Genomic DNA, 17494 nt, shown 5'->3' with positions numbered 1-17494 from the left:
AGCCCGATCTGATCTATGTGGAAGATCAGCGGGCGGACTTTCTATGATACAGTTACATCAAGGCGGTTGCTGTCCCGGAATACGCGCGTGTGCGCTTACCGAAGACAGTGAATGTAACAGAAAAACTGCAAAAACTCAACTTGATGCGCAGTCGTGTCCATTCCGCGTGCGGAGCACGGTTAACCAATCGCTAAGATTTTGAATGAATTCAGAGATTTCTAAGCGGGCTTTTCGGAGAAATATTTCTCCAGCTTATTCGTGATGGTCTCGAACTCTTTATAGTCGGCGGGCGGGTCTTTACGCACCGTGATGTTCGGCCAGACGGTGGCGTATTTCGAGTTCAACGCCAGCCACTTGCCGTCTGCATCGTCTTCCGTGTCCGGCTTGATGGCTTCGATCGGACATTCAGGCTCGCAGACGCCGCAATCAATGCACTCGTCTGGATGAATGACGAGCATGTTCTCGCCTTCATAAAAGCAGTCCACAGGACAGACTTCGACACAGTCAGTGAATTTGCAGCGAATGCAGGCGTCAGTGACGATATAGGTCATCGCGCGGGCGGCCTCGGGACAGGGATGAGAGACGATAAGTTGGCGGGGACATGGCCCCCCCTAGGGCGTTTGTCAACGGCCCGAGGCGGCTTGTCGCGCTTCAGCGCGGTCACGATCTGACAAGCCCAGCAGCGGCGCCAGACGCCGGATCAGCGCATCTTCGTGCGCATCACGCTCGCCATCCGCCAGGACGACGCGCCAGAGATCGGTCAGGATCGTCAGTCTTTGATCGTGCGGCAGTTGTTTGACTACGCGGGTGAAACGGTGATGGTCGACGGCGGCTTCCGCCTGGTCCTCGGCCTCTTGCAGCACTTCAGCGGCGCGCGCTTCATCGAGGTCAAAACCGGTCCGAAGCACGGAGATGATCTCGGCTTCCTCCACATCGGCGTAAATGCCGTCTGACAGGGCGGCTTCCACCATGAGAGCGGCGGTGCACACTTCAGGGGTCAAAGCGCGCTCTGCTGCGGGTTCTGTGGATGTGAACAGGCGTTTCAGAGTTTCAAACATAACCAATCCAGAAAAGTTCATGTGCTACTCAGTGGCGAGGCTGTAGCACGCCTCGGCTTCAACCGCAGGGCCCCGCCGCTCCGGCAAGTCGATGATGACAAGCCGAAAGGGCGACTCGCCGCGTCGGATCACCAGTTGATCACCTGCGCGGACCGGGCTTGAGGCTTTGGTCAGGCGCATCACCTTGCCCCCGCGGTCAATACGGACAGCGCCTTTCTCGACCATCTGTCCCGCCAGTGCGCGCGATTTGAAGAGCCGCGTCCGGAACAGCCAGACATCGCAACGCTGAGCTGGGCCGTGTTCGCTCATGAGCGCTCTTGTGTTGTCTCCGCCGTGTCTGATGCGGCTTGAGTGTCTGCCTGGGACTCTTCAGCAGGCGTTTGCGACGCTGCTTCTTGTGCGTCCGGCGCAGGCGTCGGTGCGTTGTCTGACGGCGCGTCTGACGCAGGCGTGGCTTCAGCCTCGCTTGTTTCTGAAGGTTTGGTTTTGGGCTTTTTGCGCGGTTTGCGGCGCTTCTGAGCGGCCGGTTTGGGGTGCTCCAGCTCCAGCGCGGCGAGCGCGGCGAAGGGCGAATCCGGATCGATGGGCTTGTCCTGAACAGGCGAAGCCTTGGCGGCGCGCACATCCTTGCGCGGGCCCTTGCCCTTGCCGTGGGGCTTGTGTCCGCCTTGCGCCGGACGGGCGCCAGAGCGCGACCGGCCTGCCCACAATTCAGGTTGATCCTCGGCAGCTGTCTGCACACGGCGATAGCCCAGGGCTTTCAGAACCTCGCGCAAATCCTCATTGGAGCAGCCCAGAAGCGCCGTCATGGGGGCATTGGGTTCGAACCGCCGTTCCTTGTTTTCAGAGCGCTGATCGCGGATCAGGTCCGCGAGACGCTCAAGCATGTCCAGGCGCACCGCACGCGGACCACAGGGCTGAAAGCCCGCCGCCGCATAATCGGCCAGGGTATAGCGGAGATCATTGGGAATGCTGGTCAGGCCGGGAGGCGGATTGACCGCCCGCTCGATATCGCCTTCGTGCACCGCCTTGAGCATGGACAGAAGTCGTGCCGCGCCGGGCTTGAGCAAAGCCGGCATGAAGACGGCGTGCTCACCGATGCGCACGCCGGCGCGCCGCAGGGACTGGCGCTCGGGCACAGACAGGGCGGATAATTCATCGGCCAGCTTGGCGCGGGACATGGCGCCGAAATTTTCCACCAGCTGATAGGCGACGCCGCGCGCCAGACCGTCCAGACGTCCCTCTTCCTTAAGCGCCTTGCGCATGTCCAGAAGCGGTTCGAGACGGGTTTGCGCCTGGTCGGCGGCGAAACTCATCAGACGTTTTTCAGCCTGGGCGATCAGTTCGCTGGATCCCAGCTCGCCGCCGATCAGATCAACGCCTGGGGTGAACGGATCGCCCCCCGCCTTCAGGCGCCCGACCGGATCGTCTTTCCAGTTCAGAAGGCCATCTTCGCCCAGAGCCAGGTCCGCATCTTCAGCCTGGGAGAGCTGGGACAGGAGCCGGTTTATTTCCGGGCGGACGGCTTTCATGGCGGCGTTCGCCACAGCCCGGCGCGCCAAAGGCTCGCCTGCGGCGTCGGCTTCAAAGCTCAGCCCGTTCAATCGTCCCACGAAATGGCCCTCCACAGTGACCTCGCCCAGGCTGTTGAGCCCGGATTGCAAATCGGTTTTCTCACGCAGCCCTTTCATCAGCGCGCTGGTGCGCCGGTCGATAAAACGGGCCGTCAGGCGCTCATGAAGCGCGTCCGAGAGCTGATCTTCAACCTCTCGCGTACGGCTCGTCCAATATTCAGGGTCTTTTGTCCAGTCCTTCCGGTGGGCGGCGTAAGACCAGGTGCGCACATAAGCCAGTCTTTGCGCCAATGCATCCACGTCTCCGGCGGTCTTGGCCAGCCGCGTCAACTGGGCGTCAAGCCAGCTATCGGGCAAATAGCCCTTGGCGCTGGTCAGATGCATGTAAAGTGTTGAAACCAGACGCGCATGTTCTTCCGGGCTGGATTTGCGGAAGTCCGGCGTTCGGCACACATCCCACAAGCGCGCGGTCCCGTCGCGAGCGGCGGCGCGCTCGCGAATATCACTGTCGCGCGACACCAGATCGAGCACATGCTCATCGGCTGCATTGCGCACACGCTCCAGCACAGGATCGGGGGAGGGCGTGTTGAGCGAGCGGCGCAAGGTGTCCAGATTGCGCAGGTCGAGCCGGCCGTCACGCCAGGTCAGTTTGCGGACTGGTTCGAAGGTGTGGTTCTCCACCCGCTCAATGATGTCGGCGTCGAGCGGGCGGGCGTCGGCGGTTTGTCCAAAAGTGCCGTCAGAGCGGAACCGGCCAGCGCGTCCTGCGATCTGCCCGATCTCATGTGGGAAGAGCCGACGGCGCTTGCGGCCATCGAATTTTGAGAAACTGGCGAAGGCCACATGGTCCACATCCATGTTCAGACCCATGCCGATGGCGTCGGTCGCGATCAGGAAATCCACTTCGCCTGATTGATAGAGCTCCACCTGCGCGTTGCGGGTTCGCGGGCTGAGCGCGCCCATGACGACCGCTGCGCCGCCGCGCTGGCGGCGCACCAGCTCGGCGATGGAATAAACATCCTCTGAGCTGAAAGCGACGATGGCGGAGCGCCTGGGCAGCTTGGTCAGCTTCTTGGCGCCGGCATAGGTCAGCACCGAAAACCGCTCGCGTTCCTCGATCTCCGCTTCGGGAATCAGATGGCGCAGGATGGGCCGCATGGTGGTGGAGCCCAGAAACAGGGTCTCCGCTGTCCCGCGCGCATGAAGCAGCCGGTCTGTGAAGATGTGGCCGCGCTCGGGGTCGGCGGCCAGCTGGATCTCGTCGATCGCGAGGAAGGCCGGGCGCATGTCCAGCGGCATCGCCTCGACCGTGCACAGGAAGAACCGGGCGGTCGGGGGGACGATCTTTTCCTCGCCCGTGATCAGGGCGACGGCGGCCGGCCCCTTGGCCTTGACGACCTTGTCATAGAGCTCGCGCGCCAAGAGCCGCAGCGGCAGGCCGAACACACCGGTGCTGTGCGCCATCATGCGCTCAAGCGCCAGATGGGTCTTGCCGGTGTTCGTAGGGCCTAGGATCGCGGCGATACGGCTATCGCCAGCGCGGGCGCGTGACATGACGCTCTCCAGCGTGGGTTCGCCTTACAGATAGGTGGGATCACTCTTATTGCGAAGCGTCGCCTGCATAGAGATGGGTCGCGGTGATATTGATCGACCCGATCCGCGTCTGGGCGCGGAAGCGCACCGGCACATAGACGCTTTCGATCGGCGCGAGCCAGATCGTCACCGGTCGATTGGTCTCCTGCTCGTCAGGACGGTCACCCTCGTCATAGCCGCTGATCGGCTCGATAAAGGCCTGGCAGCGGATGGCCTCGCCGCTCCAGCCGCGGGTGCGCACATCATCCGGCCCGGCATTGTTGAAGCGCAAATCATAGCGCGCCTTGCCGTCAAAGACGGGCAACCGGCCCTGGCAGATGTCATCCTCGCCTGATTGTATGGAGAGCATCAATCCCAGCAGGGTCGAGATGGGATCAAGCGCGCCGGCGCGTTCTTCATCATTGGCGGGCGGCTCGCCCATGGAGCCGAAGGGCGGCTGGACGTCCGGCATGGCGACGCCGTCATCAAAATTGATGCCCACCACGCGCCCCTTGTTGCTGGCGTGATTGATGTGCTCATAGCGATAGGGGCGCAGAGAATCTGTCGCGCGATAGCCTGAGGTGGTCGCTTCGATATTGGTGTCGTCGAACCAGCGCAGCAAGCCGCCGCTCTCAAACGTCGCGGCCGCCGAATAGGTGCCGTCCTGAAAGGCGGCGGACAGAGAGATGTCAGCCACTTTCAGGATAAGCACCGATCCTGAGTACTGGGCGTAGATCTGCTGGGGCGGCTCAACGCTCTGGGCGCTGGCGGCCAAGGGGCAGCCTGCCACAGCCAGGGTCGCCAAAGTGAGACGGGCGTAATTCGACACAGTCAGCATAATACTCTATTCCTTCGGCCCCAGCCGAGTTCGCATCCTATCTAACGTGATCTGGCTGCAAGATGAACGCCAAGTTCTGTGCGCCTGCGCCTTGACGCAGGCGGCCCAGACCGGTACATCGCCCGCTCTCGCGCCGCACCTTGGATTTTCCATGTAAGCGGTCGCATATGATTTTACGACTGTTGTGGAACAAGGTGGAAGCTATGTCGCGCCGCTGCGAACTTACTGGGACGGGTCCGGTTTCGGGCAACAACGTTTCCCACGCCAACAACAAGACCAAGCGCCGCTTTCTGCCGAACCTGTGTCAGGTGACGCTGGCGTCTGAGGCCCTGGGCCGGTCTTTCCGTCTGCGTATCGCCGCCAAGGCGCTGCGCAGCGTCGACCATGTTGGTGGTCTGGACCAATTCCTGCTGAAAGCTCGTGATGAGCAGCTCTCTGGCGCCGCGCTGAAGATCAAGCGCGAGCTGAAGAAAGCCGCTGCAGCGGCCTAAGCTGCTCTGAGCTTGACGCGAGAAACAACGCCCGCCGGAAACGGCGGGCGTTTTTTTGTGCGTGTATGTGAGGACTTGGGATTCAGTCTCGCGGTTCGATGGCGAAACTCAGCAGCAGGGTGCGCTGGGACTCATTGAAATTGTCGTCAGAGATCAGAAACAGGCGCAGCTCGCCATCGATCTCGGCGACCGCCATGCCCTCAAAATTATCCACCGTCATGTCTTCAGTCAGCTCCGCCATCAGCGCGGGCTCCAGCGCCACATCGTCAGCCGCCGCGATCTGATCCGCCGTCAGGTGCAGGATGCGAATACGGTTGCCCACGCCGCGCCGGTAGAAACGCTGCATCAGGTACAAACCGCCAGCGCTATCGCTCTCGAGACTGGTGATTCCGTAATCAGGATCGAGCGCCAGCTGGAACTCTGTGGGCGCGGCTTCAAGGTCCGCGAGGGTATAACGCCAGAGCGTGTGCGTCTCTTCGCCCCGGATCGGGTATTCCACGCTGGCCCAGATCGATGTGTCGTCAATCGCCAAGCCTTCCAAGCCCGCATTATTGCCGACCCCTTCCGTGCGTAGGGGCAAGACGAGCGCTTGTGCTTGCAAAGGGGAGCTGTGCTCATACACCCAGATCCGGTGATCACGCTCAAAGCTGATTGCAAGCTGGGTGTCTGAGTAGATGGCCAATCCTTCTGCATCGGCGGCCGCCCCTTCAAGCGGGGCGCCATCCAGACCGGTCAGGGGTTCCATACGGTCCAGAGAGAGCGCGACCGGATGGCCAGCCTCGTCCAGACGCACTTGGCCATAGGCGAGTGTGCCGCGATCGGACAACAGGGCGAGGTCCAGAGCGTCGCTCTGTGGATCTAGCAGCAGGGCGGACCAGCCGCCGAAACGTTCATCCTCGCTGCTGAGCTCAACCCCGCCCCTATAGCGCAGATCGCCCAGGCGCATGCGGCCGGGATCATCTGGAAACAGAACCACCGCCTCAGCGCTGACGGTCAGGGCTGCGTCTGATGGGGGCGACTCGTCCTGAGCCTGTCCGCCGCATGCGGCCGTCAGGCTGAACAGGGCGGCGGTGAGAGCCGTACGGATCATGGCGAGCCTCTTTGAAAGGCGCGCCCCTAGCGTCGAGCGCGCGTACCGGTCACAGCCCGTTTCATAGCCGAGCCGCCGGCTGGACGCACCTTGTTTTCGCCTTTTGCGCGAATTTTGCCGTCGTCTTTGCGGTCGCGCTTCTCATCAAACAAAGCCGCGAGCTGGTCGGTCATGGCGCCCGCGAGCTGCTCCACATCCACGATGGTCACAGCCTTGCGGTAATAGCGGGTCACGTCATGGCCGATGCCGATGGCGAGCAATTCCACATCGGATTTGTTCTCGATCATGGCGATGACTTCGCGCAGATGCTTTTCCAGATAGGCGGGCGAATTGGCGGACTGCGTGCCGTCATCTACCGGCGCGCCGTCGGAGATCACCATCATGATGCGGCGCTGTTCAGGCCGCGCCATCAAACGTTTATGCGCCCAGAGCAGGGCTTCGCCGTCGATATTCTCCTTCAAGAGGCCATCACGCAGCATCAGGCCCAGATTGGGGCGCGCACGACGCCAGGGCGCATCCGCCCCCTTGTAGATGATGTGACGCAAATCGTTCAGACGGCCCGGATTGGGCGGTTTGCCCTGGCTGAGCCATTCTTCCTTGGAGCGTCCGCCTTTCCAGGCGCGGGTGGTGAAGCCCAGAATTTCAGTTTTCACACCGCACCGCTCCAGCGTGCGCGCCAGTATGTCGGCGCAGGCCGCCGCCACCAGGATCGGACGTCCGCGCATGGAGCCTGAATTGTCCAGCAGCAAGGTGACGACCGTATCGCGGAAATCGGTGTCTTTTTCCTGCTTGAAGCTCAGCGGCATCATCGGATCCATAATGATGCGCGGCAGGCGAGCGGGGTCGAGCATGCCTTCTTCAAGGTCGAACGACCAAGAGCGCTGCTGCTGGGCCATCAGGCGGCGTTGCAGGCGGTTGGCGAGACGCCCCACCGCGCTTTCGAGCCCTTTGAGGTGCTGGTCGAGCGTGCGCCGCAGACGATTGAGTTCGGTTGTATCGCACAGGTCAGACGCCTGGATCACCTCGTCGAACTTGTCGGTGAAAACCTTGTAGGCGTTGGGATCTTCGCCGGGCGGGCTGACCCAGTTGGGTTTCGCCGATTGCATGGACTCGCTGGGCTCGTCATCAGCCTCGACGCGAGTCTGGCTATCCTCGGCGAAATGGATGTCGTCGGTGTCTGCGGCTGTGCCCTTGGCGTCCGCAGCGTCGTCCTCATCCTCACCCTGATCGGGATCGTTGTCTGTATCGTCCTGTCCTGCTTCGGGCTCTTGCTCGACGCCGGAATCGTCCTGGCTGTCGTCGGTATCGTCTTCGTCCTGGTCGTGCTCGCCCAGCTCGTCTGTCAGATCGAGATCCCGGATGACCTGCCGCAGAGCATCAGCAAAGGCGCTTTGATCATCCACTGCGCCCGCCAGAGCATCCAGCGCCCCGCCGGCGCTGCTTTCCAGATCCTCGCGCCAGACCTGCATCAGACCCTTGGCGTCTTGGGGCGCCGGACGGCCCGTCACGCGCTCACGCACCAGCATGGAGATGGCGTCCGCCAAGGGCGCGGTCTGCCGGTCCTCTGCATGGTTCCAGCCTTCGCGGCGGCACCGATCGGCCAGGGCTGCGTCCAGATTGTCCGCAACGCCGCGCATGGCGCGGGCACCCAAGGCTTCCACACGCGCCTGTTCGGCGGCGTCAAAGATTTTGCGCGCCCGAGCGCCAGGGGGCAGGGCGGTCTGGTGGGAGCGCGCATTATGCAGCTGCAGGCGCAGCGCCAACGCATCCGCCTTGCCGCGCAGCTTCGCCGCATCGTCCGCCGTCAGTTTGTCGGGCGGGTTGGGCAGCACGACCTTGCCGCTCGACAACGCAGCGGAGTCGCCGCCGAACTTCACGTCCAGTTCGCGGTCGTGAGAAATGGCGCGTGTCGCAGCGGACAGCGCGCGCCGGAACTGATCAGCAGGCGAGGCGTCAGACATGAAAAGCCTTTAGGCTGCAGTACCGGCGGCGAGGGCGCTCTCAGGCAGGTCTTCGCCGAACACCCGCTGATAGAATTCCGACACGATCGGGCGTTCCAGCTCATCGCATTTGTTCAGGAAGGTCAGGCGGAAGGCGATGCCAGCGTCTCCGAAGATCTGGGTGTTCTCCGCCCAGGTCAGCACGGTGCGCGGGCTCATCACGGTGGACAGATCACCATTGATGAAGGCTTCGCGGCTGAGATCGGCCACCGTCACCATGTCAGCGATCATCTTGGCGCCGGCTTCAGACTGACCCAGTTCGCCCAGCTTGGCGGCGACGATCTGGCGTTCGGTCTCGGCGGGCAGATAGTTCAGCGTCGCGACCAGAGACCAACGGTCCATCTGACCCTGGTTGATCTGCTGGGTGCCGTGATAAAGCCCCGTCGTATCGCCCAGGCCCACCGTATTGGTGGTGGCGAACAGGCGGAAATTCGGGTTCGGGCGGATCACCCGGTTCTGATCGAGCAGCGTCAGCGAGCCAGAAGCTTCCAGAACGCGCTGGATCACGAACATCACGTCGGGGCGACCGGCGTCATATTCGTCAAACAACAAGGCGACCGGGCGCTGGACGGCCCAGGGCAGGATGCCTTCCTGGAACTCGGTGATTTGCTGGCCGTCTTTGAGGACAATGGCGTCCTTGCCCACCATGTCGATCCGGCTCACATGGCTGTCGAGATTGACCCGGATCATCGGCCAGTTCAGACGCGCGGCGACCTGTTCGATATGGGTGGATTTACCCGTGCCGTGATAGCCCTGAACCATGACGCGGCGATTAAAGGCGAAGCCCGCCAGAATGGCTCGCGTCGTGGCCGGATCAAACACATAGGTGTCGTCAATATCGGGCACATGGGAATCGCGGCCGGTAAAGGCTGGGACCTCAAATCCGGGATCAAAGCCAAACAAGGCCTGACAATCGGCGGTCGTGTCGGGGGTGAGGCTGATCAAGGTATCGTCGGTCATACGCGGAAAGGCTCTTTGTTGCAGCGCGACAGGGTGGGTTCAAACCATAAGCCTCAGACATAGAGCGTCCAAGCCCTGTCGCCACTCAGGCTCAGCCCATGCCGCAGCTTTTGAGGATCTGGTACGCCTCGACCACTTTCTGCAGCAGCTCTTCCATCGAGCGGTCGCCGCCGTTTGAATCCGGATGGTACTGGCGCACCAGCTCGGCATAGCGGCGCCGGATGGCGGATTTGTCCGCCTTGGGGTCGAGGTTGAGGGTCTCAAGGGCGCGCTTTTGAAGCCGTCCCATCCCGGCGTTCGGGTCTTCGGCTTCGCGCTGGGCGCGTTCCTGTCCGGGGGGCGGGCCGTCGCCAAACAGATTGAACGGATCGACGAAGCCGTCCTTGAAATCCTTGCTGGCGTTCTGGGCCGCGCGGCGGGCGCTGGAGCCGGACGCGAACCCCCAGGTGGGGCGATGGCCATACATGTCGGCCGCGGCATGGGCCTTGGCCGCATCCTCGCTCATGCCCTCAAAGAAATTCCATTCCTTGTTGTATTGGGCGGCGTGTTGTTGGCAGAACCAGTAGAACTCGGTGCGGTTGGCCGGGCTTTTGGGCGCGCGCGCCGTCGCTTTCGACCGGCACTGGGGGTGCTCACACACCTTATCCTCTTGCCGCGCCTCAGTTTTGGGCGGCTTGATGCGGATGTCTTTAAATTTGGGTCGGTATTTGTATGAGCCGTCCATGACCCCAAGTATGGGGCGCACCGCCCTGACGGACAATAAACAGAGGATGACAATGTCCAGCGTAAAGCAGCAAATTGTGGACAGACTGACCCAGGCACTGTCGCCAGACCGCCTTCTCGTGACCGATGACAGCGCGCTTCACGCCGGTCATTCCGAGCAGGCGAGAGCGGGGGAAAGCCATTTCACCGTCGAGATCGTGTCGGACGCTTTCACGGGCCAGACCCGCATCCAGCGCCACCGCCTGATCAATCAGGCGCTCGGCGAATTGCTGGAAGCGCAAGTGCACGCTCTGGCCATCAAGGCGAAAGCGCCCGCCGAAGCGGGCTGATCAATCGTCCGCGTCTTCCGCTTCAGGCTCCTTTTTGAGCCGCATGCGGGTGATCTGGTTGCGGCGGCGCTCCAGAATTTCAAACTGCACCCCGTGAAAGCGGAAAATCTGCCCCGCTTCGGGGATGGTCTGGGCTTCGTGGATCACAAGGCCGGCGATGGTGACCGCTTCGTCGTCAGGCAATTCCCAGTCCAGCGCCCGGTTCACGTCGCGAATAGGCGCGCCGCCATCCACCAGGATGAAGCCGTCGGGCAGAGGGGTGACGCCTTCGACGGTGACATCATGCTCGTCCTCGATCTCACCGACGATTTCCTCGATGATGTCTTCTAGCGTCACGACGCCCATCAAGGCGCCGTACTCGTCCACCACCAGAGCAAAGTGCTCGCGCTTCTGGCGGAAGGCCGTCAGCTGTTCGAGCAGCTCTGTGGTTTCAGGAATGAACCAGGGTTCGCGCTTGATGGATTCAATATCAAGCTTGCTGGAATCCCCGCCCGCATTGTGCAGCTCCCGCGCCAGATCACGCACATGCAAGATGCCGACAATGTTCTCCGTGTCGTCGCGATAGAGCGGCAGCCGCGTATGCGGGCAGCTCAGCGCATCCGCCACCAATTGCTCGACCGGTTGGTCGATATCGAACATCACAAGGCTTTTGCGGTGAACCATGACCTCGTCCACCGTCAGCTCGCGCAGGTCGAGCACGCCGCCCAGCATGTCGCGGTCGGTTTTCACCACGCCGCCTTCCTGGTGGTGCAGGTCGATCTGACCGCGGATCTCGTCATGAGCGGAGAGCACCGGGCCTTCCACTGACAGGCCCAGAATGCGCAAGGTCGCCCGCACCAGCCATTGCACGGCGGCCACCACGGGCGCGAACAACATCACGAAAATCCGGATCGGTAAGGACACGGCCAGCGCCATTCGGTCCGGATTGGACAGGGCATAGGTCTTGGGCAGGACTTCAGCGAAGATCAGCACCAATAGCGTCATCACCAAAGTGGCGATCGGGACGCCCGCCTCGCCGAACATGGCCAGAAACACCGCCGAGGCCAGCGAGGCCGCGAGGATGTTGACAAGGTTATTGCCCAGCAAAATCCCGCCGATCAGGCTTTCTCGATCATTAATGAGCAGATTGACCCGTCGCGCGCGGTGATCTTTTTCTTTTTCAAGGGTCAGCATGCGCGCCTTGGAGGTGGCGGTCAGCGCGGTTTCAGAGCCTGAAAAGAACCCTGAAAAGGCCAGCAGGCACAAAATGCCAAGTCCGGTCCAGGCCATCCACGGTTCAAAAGTCATTATTGCTCAACCTCGCTCGACAAAAACGCCGCCAGATCCTTGTGATCCACATCACGGGTGATGAAAGCATTCCCGATGCCGTGCGCAAGGATCAATGTAATCGCGCCGCCAGAATTTTTCTTGTCGTCCTGCATGCGCGCCAGCAAACGATCCGCCGTGTAAGGCCCGCCGGGCAAGTCCGAAATCCGGGCTGGAAGCCCCACAGTCTTCAGATGACGTTCGACACGGCGTGCGTCTTCAGCGTCGCACAGGCCTAGCCGTTCAGAAAACCGATAGGCGAGCGCAAGACCGCAGGCGACGGCCTCGCCATGAACCAGCGCGCCTTTTGTCGCTTCCGCTTCAAACGCATGTCCGAAGGTGTGGCCCAGATTGAGCAGCGCGCGCACGCCGCCCTCGCGCTCATCCTCGGCGACGATCCTGGCCTTGAACGCGACGGCGTCCGCGACGGCCTGAACCAGACAGTCTCCCGTCACGGCGTTCACGCCCTGTGCTTCAAGACGATCAAACAACGGCGCATCCTGGATCAGCCCGGCTTTGACGACTTCAGCATAGCCCGCCAGAACTTCGCGCCGGGGCAGGGTGTCGAGAAAGGCGGTGTCGGCGATCACCAGATCTGGCTGATGAAAGGCGCCGATCAGGTTTTTGCCATGCTGGGTGTTGATGCCGGTCTTGCCGCCGACAGAGCTGTCGACCTGGGCCAGCAGCGTCGTCGGGATCTGAATAAAGCGCGTACCGCGTTTGAGGATCGCTGAGGCGAACCCGGTCAGATCGCCGACCGTGCCGCCGCCAAAGGCGATCACCGGCTCGCTGCGCTCAACATTCAGATCAAGCAGGCGATCACACAGAGCTTCCAGCCCGCGCCAGCTCTTGGCGCTTTCCCCGCCCTCGATCTCGATGAGTTCGAGCTTGAGCTTCGCGGCGTCAAACGCCTGGGCCAGGCGGGTCTCGTGATGGTTGAGCGCTTGAGCATCCGCCACGATGACCGCGCGTCCCCGCGGGGCGCGGTTCGCAAGCCGGTCCGCACGCGCGGACAGGGCGTCGCGACCGATCACCACTTCATAGGCGCCGGACGCTGCGTTCACCTCGATCACGCGCAGCACGCTCATTCGCGCATTCCTTCTTGATAAGTCCTGAGGGCGTCGATCACCTGATCGGCGGATTGTTCATGGCTGCCGACCGAGGTGTCCACCACAATGTCCGCTTCGGCGTAGAGGGGCGCGCGTTCGCGTTCAAGCCGGGCCATGATCTCGGCGGGATCGCCTTGCGACAACAAAGGACGGGCGCCGGGCTTGCGGCCCACCCGCTCGATCAGGACGTCGAGATCGGCTTTCAGCCAGATGGAGATGGCTTTGTCTTTCACCAGCGCGCGCGTCTCATCCTGGATGAAAGCGCCGCCGCCAAGCCCGATGATCAACGGATCAGGCTGCGCCAGCAAGCGGTCGATCACCTTGCGCTCCCCCTCTCTGAAAGCAGGCTCTCCGAAATCGGCGAAGATCTCGCTGACCGTGCGGCCCGCAGCGCGCTCGACTTCTTCGTCAGCGTCACGGAACGCGGCGCCGAGCCGTCGGGCGAGCCGTCGTCCAATCGTGGTCTTGCCCACGCCCATCAGGCCTACAAGCGTCAGATGCCGGAAGAGTGCGGGCGGGTTTTCAGAATTTGTCATCACACTGTAAGGCTATACGCCAATGCTGCGCAGGCGAGCAATCACTGCAGACGTCTGGAAAACGCCGCATTCGCCTGCTTAACTATCGCTACAGGGCGAGCGACATGGAAAAGGCACTCTCATGAAAACCATTCTGATCGGCTTGGGCGTAGGGCTGGTGGTCATTATCGGCGGGTTCATCGCTTTGTTGGGACTGGCGGACAGCAATGCGCCGACCCCTGAAGAAGTGCGCGTCGAGGTGACAGATGAACTGGTCGATTAAAACCGTCTTGCTGGCGGCAAGCGTGTTGGCGTGCGGCCAGGCGTTCGCCCAGGCCCGGCCGGCCGATGGTCAGATTGAAGTGGCCCAGTTGGGCGCCGTCGATCCGTTCGAAGTGGGCGTCAATTCAGTCCTGCCCGAAACGGTCTGGAGTTCGGGGCATGCGGGCGCGCTGAACGGTGCGCTGTCGGTGCTGCCCGATCGCGCCAGCTCCGGATGGAGCAACCCGGCTGCGGCGAGATTGGCTTTGGCCGCATTGCGGTCCTCGGGCGAGCCGCCCCGCGGCGGACGCGATGATTTCGCACTGGCCGCCAAACGCGCTGACCGGGCGTTGTCCGCCGGGCGGGCTCAGCTGGCCTATGAATTATTGGCGCGCACGCCGCGGGTGAACGAATCAGACGCGTTGTCGCGTGTTTATGCGGAAACCGCACTGGCGATGGGGCGGACACAAGAGGCTTGCCGGGCGGCGGACGCATTGCTGGAAGGCCGGGATGCGGCCTATTGGCTGCGCTTGCGCGCCAGCTGTCTGGCGCTCGATGGTCGCATTCCCGCCGCAGAACTGACCGCAGAACTGGCGCGCGCTCAGGCGCAAACGCCAGCATTTGATCAGGTGTTTGACGCCCTGACGCTGAACCAGCCCGCGCCTGAAGGGTTTCGTCCGCGCACAGCGCTGCAGCTGACCCTATTGGAAGCGCTGGCGCCGGGCGTGCGCCTGTACCCGCACGAGGATGCGCCCAACTGGCTGCACCTGGCGGCGGAACGCACCGGTCCGACCATCGCCCTGCCTGAAACCTTGCCTGAAGCGTTGGAAGCGGCGGTCGTCATGGAGGGCGCAGAGCGCGCAGCGGCGCTGGGCGCCTTGATCGGGCAAGACCTGGATCGCGAGATCGCGGCCGAGGCGCTCGCCATCCGCCTGTCAGACGCGGCGCAGCAAGACCTGTTCATGGAGGCCGCTCTGACCTTCGGACCGGAAGTGGCGAGTCTGCCGATTACTGAAAACACGCTCGCCCATGGGGTCCATTTCGTTCTGGCCGCCCTGGCCGCCGATGACCTTGTCGCCGCAGAGCGCTGGCGCGAAGCCTTGCTGGACGGGCCGCCAGAGCCTGAGCCGGCGCCCCAGCCCATGTCAGACTTGGGCGGGTTGCCGCCGCTTGATGGAGAGGGGGCCGAACTGGGGGCCGGCGCGAAACCGACGGCTCCGGCATGGCAAACGCCTGCACCGGGCCTGATGGTGGCGATCGATTTCGCCCACGCCATCGCGCTCGACCAGGTCGAGGATGACGCCTTCATGGCGCTGTTGGCGGCGCGGCTGGAGACGGCGACGCCTGAGCGCTTGTGTCAGGCGGCTGGCCTTGTGGCCTTGGGCGCGGATGATCAGGGCGAGTTGCAACAGGCGCTGTCAGGCCTGACCCGGCAGACGGGCGTCACGCCCCCGGCGTTAGGGCCTTTGCTGCTAGCGTCCGGCGCAGGCGCGCTGGGCGAGACGCAATTGCATGCGGCTTCACTGCTGGAACGCCATCCCGAAGATGCAGAAACCTGCGCGGCGTCCATGCTGGCGCTTGGTCACACAGGATTACGACGGCAGGCGCTGCAATACCTGCTGGCGCGGGTTATCGAGGACACTGCGTGAGCGCGCGCTCGATTGATCTTTTCCTCGACATGATGGCGGCGGAGCGCGGCGCCGCCCGCAATACGCTCGACGCCTATCGCCGCGACCTGGAAGACGCCGCCCAACGGCTGGGCGGGCATGGCGTGGACCTTGAACTGGCTCAAACCCGTGATGTTGAAACCTTGCTGGCTGACCTGGCCGCTGACGGTCTGTCTCCGGCGACAGCCGCGCGCCGGCTCTCCGCGCTGAAGCGTTATTATCGTTTTTTGCTCAAGGAAGGGCTGCGCGCGGATGATCCGGCGAAGACTCTGTCGGGACCGAAAAAGCCGCGCCCGCTCCCCAAAGTGCTGAGCGAAAGCGAGGTCGAGGCGCTGTTTGACGCCGCGGATCGCATGGAGGGGGCGGAGGGGCTGCGTTTGCGCGCTTTGCTGGAGCTGTTGTATGCGGGCGGCTTGCGCGTCAGCGAACTTGTGACCTTGCCGCTGTCAGGCTTCGCCCGGTCAGAGCGCTGCCTGATTGTCACCGGCAAGGGCGGCAAGGACCGTCTGATACCCCTGACCGACGCTGCGCTGGACGCTGTAGACGCTTATAAGGCCGTGAGGGCGGAGCATTTGCCAACGCCCAAGGCGCCAGCCTATGGAACGGCTGCGCGTTATCTGTTTCCGTCGCGTACGGCGCGAGGCGGGCATTTGACGCGCGAGCGGTTCGCCCAGCGTCTCAAGGACCTGACCCTGGCCGCAGGGCTTGATCCCCAAAGGGTCAGCCCGCACGTCATGCGTCATGCGTTCGCCACGCACCTTCTGGCCAATGGCGCGGATTTGCGCAGCGTTCAGACCTTGCTGGGACATGCCGATGTCTCGACCACCGAAATTTATACGCATGTGCTGGAGGCGCGCCTGAAGGCGCTGGTGCATGACGCGCACCCGCTGAGCCATGATGAGACAGGCTCTGAGGGATAAAACCGGCCCGTCATTTGCTCATAACAGTGCATAGATTGCTTCACGCTTGAGCGCCCATTAGTTTGCGCCCTCCACCGGGGCCCATCCACCAGGACCGTCCATGTCAGATTCAACGCGCACCTATCTCGATTTCGAACGGCCGATCGCCGAGCTTGACGCCAAGATTGAAGAACTTGAAAGCGTCCTGTCCCGGAACGGCGAAGACGCGCCGGATGCGGCGGATGAAATCGCCAAGCTGCGTCAAAAGTCGTCCGACCAGCTCAAATCGATGTATTCCAAGCTCGACGCCTGGCGCAAAACCATGGTGGCGCGTCATCCTGAGCGCCCGCATCTGCGCGATTATATCTCTGGTCTCGTGACCGATTTCGAAGATCTGGCCGGTGACCGCCGCTTTGGCGAAGACCACGCCATTGTGGGCGGATTGGGCCGCCTGAAAGGCCGTCCGGTCGTGATCATGGGCCATGAAAAGGGCCATGACACCCAGACCCGCCTCAAGCACAATTTCGGCATGGCGCGCCCAGAAGGGTATCGCAAGGCCATGCGTCTGATGGACCTGGCGGAACGTTTCGATCTGCCGGTGGTCACTTTGGTGGATACGGCGGGCGCCTATCCCGGCATTGGCGCGGAAGAACGCGGCCAGGCCGAAGCCATCGCCCGCTCCACCGAGCGCTGCCTGACGCTTGGTACGCCGATGGTCAGCGTCGTGACTGGCGAAGGCGGATCAGGCGGCGCTGTGGCGCTGGCGTCCGCCAACACGGTGATGATGCTGGAGCACTCGATCTATTCGGTGATTTCACCTGAAGGCTGTGCGTCCATTCTCTGGCGGGACGGCGCTCGCGCTCGTGACGCGGCGCTCGCCATGAAGGTCAGCGCGCAGGATTTGATCGAGCTCAAGATCATCGACACGATCATCGAAGAACCTCTGGGCGGCGCGCATCGCGATCGCGCAGACACCATCCGCCGGGTGGGGGATGCGGTCGAGACCGCGCTGGCGAGCCTGGACGGGCTGAGCCCGGCCGAGCTCCGACAGCGCCGCCGGGATCGTTTCCTGAATATTGGCCGCTCGCTTCTGGAGACCTGAC

At 62.7% G+C, this 17494-nt stretch carries 18 protein-coding genes; 6 read left to right on the top strand and 12 right to left on the bottom strand.

The window, feature by feature from the left end; genetic code table 11:
* Window positions 1–218: 218 nt before the first annotated feature.
* The 5 genes from fdxA to ACQ66J_RS04240 form a co-directional block, all read right to left on the bottom strand.
* Window positions 219–551, bottom strand: coding sequence for a ferredoxin FdxA (fdxA, locus tag ACQ66J_RS04260; RefSeq protein ID WP_022700320.1), 333 nt, complete (start codon window positions 549–551; stop codon window positions 219–221).
* 72 nt (window positions 552–623) lie between these two features.
* The gene (locus tag ACQ66J_RS04255) at window positions 624–1058 is read right to left on the bottom strand and encodes a TerB family tellurite resistance protein (RefSeq protein WP_375548322.1); all 435 of its coding nucleotides are present in this window, start codon (window positions 1056–1058) and stop codon (window positions 624–626) included.
* A 24-nt stretch (window positions 1059–1082) separates the two neighbouring features.
* The gene (locus tag ACQ66J_RS04250) at window positions 1083–1367 is read right to left on the bottom strand and encodes a S4 domain-containing protein (protein ID WP_375548323.1); all 285 of its coding nucleotides are present in this window, start codon (window positions 1365–1367) and stop codon (window positions 1083–1085) included.
* A complete protein-coding gene (locus tag ACQ66J_RS04245; RefSeq protein ID WP_430430616.1) occupies window positions 1364–4186 on the bottom strand; it encodes a helicase-related protein in 2823 nt (940 codons plus the stop codon). Before ACQ66J_RS04245 ends, ACQ66J_RS04250 begins: the two co-directional genes overlap by 4 nt.
* 46 nt (window positions 4187–4232) lie before the next feature.
* Complete coding sequence (locus tag ACQ66J_RS04240; protein ID WP_430430615.1) at window positions 4233–5042, bottom strand: DUF3108 domain-containing protein; 810 nt, start codon at window positions 5040–5042, stop codon at window positions 4233–4235.
* Between the two features lie 203 nt (window positions 5043–5245).
* Between ACQ66J_RS04240 and rpmB the strand changes: the two genes are divergently transcribed.
* Entirely contained in the window at window positions 5246–5533 is a 288-nt protein-coding gene (rpmB, locus tag ACQ66J_RS04235) for a 50S ribosomal protein L28 (protein ID WP_375550193.1), read from the top strand.
* An 82-nt stretch (window positions 5534–5615) separates the two neighbouring features.
* Here rpmB and ACQ66J_RS04230 read toward each other — a convergent pair whose 3' ends face one another.
* From ACQ66J_RS04230 to ACQ66J_RS04215, 4 genes are all read right to left on the bottom strand, one after another.
* Window positions 5616–6623 carry an esterase-like activity of phytase family protein gene (locus ACQ66J_RS04230; RefSeq protein ID WP_430430614.1) on the bottom strand — a complete coding sequence of 336 codons (1008 nt, stop codon included), beginning with the start codon at window positions 6621–6623 and terminating at the stop codon, window positions 5616–5618.
* 26 nt (window positions 6624–6649) lie between these two features.
* Entirely contained in the window at window positions 6650–8584 is a 1935-nt protein-coding gene (gene cobT, locus ACQ66J_RS04225; RefSeq protein WP_430430613.1) for a cobaltochelatase subunit CobT, read from the bottom strand.
* 9 nt (window positions 8585–8593) lie between these two features.
* Window positions 8594–9583 carry a cobaltochelatase subunit CobS gene (gene cobS / locus ACQ66J_RS04220; RefSeq protein ID WP_375548328.1) on the bottom strand — a complete coding sequence of 330 codons (990 nt, stop codon included), beginning with the start codon at window positions 9581–9583 and terminating at the stop codon, window positions 8594–8596.
* Between the two features lie 91 nt (window positions 9584–9674).
* Window positions 9675–10223: a J domain-containing protein gene (locus tag ACQ66J_RS04215; RefSeq protein WP_375548329.1), complete on the bottom strand. Its 549-nt coding sequence runs from the start codon at window positions 10221–10223 to the stop codon at window positions 9675–9677.
* A 136-nt stretch (window positions 10224–10359) separates the two neighbouring features.
* On the opposite strand from ACQ66J_RS04215, the gene ACQ66J_RS04210 reads away from it, so the two are divergent.
* Complete coding sequence (locus tag ACQ66J_RS04210; protein ID WP_430430612.1) at window positions 10360–10635, top strand: BolA family protein; 276 nt, start codon at window positions 10360–10362, stop codon at window positions 10633–10635.
* On the opposite strand, the gene ACQ66J_RS04205 is transcribed toward ACQ66J_RS04210, so the two are convergent.
* From ACQ66J_RS04205 to ACQ66J_RS04195, 3 genes are read right to left on the bottom strand one after another with little or no spacing between them, the layout of a single operon-like run.
* Entirely contained in the window at window positions 10636–11922 is a 1287-nt protein-coding gene (locus ACQ66J_RS04205; protein WP_375548331.1) for an HlyC/CorC family transporter, read from the bottom strand.
* Window positions 11922–13028, bottom strand: a complete 1107-nt coding sequence (gene aroB / locus ACQ66J_RS04200) for a 3-dehydroquinate synthase (RefSeq protein WP_430430611.1) — start codon at window positions 13026–13028, stop codon at window positions 11922–11924. Before aroB ends, ACQ66J_RS04205 begins: the two co-directional genes overlap by 1 nt.
* Window positions 13025–13585, bottom strand: a complete 561-nt coding sequence (locus ACQ66J_RS04195; RefSeq protein ID WP_430430610.1) for a shikimate kinase — start codon at window positions 13583–13585, stop codon at window positions 13025–13027. The genes aroB and ACQ66J_RS04195 overlap by 4 nt, the downstream gene beginning before the upstream one ends.
* 121 nt (window positions 13586–13706) lie before the next feature.
* Here ACQ66J_RS04195 and ACQ66J_RS04190 point away from each other — a divergent pair, with 121 nt between their 5' ends.
* The 4 genes from ACQ66J_RS04190 to ACQ66J_RS04175 all read left to right on the top strand — a co-directional run bounded on the left by ACQ66J_RS04190 (window position 13707) and on the right by ACQ66J_RS04175 (window position 17493).
* Window positions 13707–13847, top strand: a complete 141-nt coding sequence (locus tag ACQ66J_RS04190; protein WP_375548334.1) for a hypothetical protein — start codon at window positions 13707–13709, stop codon at window positions 13845–13847.
* A complete protein-coding gene (locus ACQ66J_RS04185) occupies window positions 13831–15474 on the top strand; it encodes a hypothetical protein (protein ID WP_430430609.1) in 1644 nt (547 codons plus the stop codon). The genes ACQ66J_RS04190 and ACQ66J_RS04185 overlap by 17 nt, the downstream gene beginning before the upstream one ends.
* A complete protein-coding gene (locus ACQ66J_RS04180) occupies window positions 15471–16412 on the top strand; it encodes a site-specific tyrosine recombinase XerD (protein WP_430430608.1) in 942 nt (313 codons plus the stop codon). The genes ACQ66J_RS04185 and ACQ66J_RS04180 overlap by 4 nt, the downstream gene beginning before the upstream one ends.
* Before the next feature lie 100 nt (window positions 16413–16512).
* Entirely contained in the window at window positions 16513–17493 is a 981-nt protein-coding gene (locus ACQ66J_RS04175; RefSeq protein WP_430430607.1) for an acetyl-CoA carboxylase carboxyltransferase subunit alpha, read from the top strand.
* Window position 17494 lies beyond the last annotated feature (1 nt).

The organism is Oceanicaulis sp. (assembly GCF_965284345.1).
Lineage (GTDB): Bacteria > Pseudomonadota > Alphaproteobacteria > Caulobacterales > Maricaulaceae > Oceanicaulis > Oceanicaulis alexandrii_A.
The sequence above is the reverse complement of the archived record's forward strand: the minus strand, read 5'-3'. Positions and strand labels throughout refer to the sequence as shown.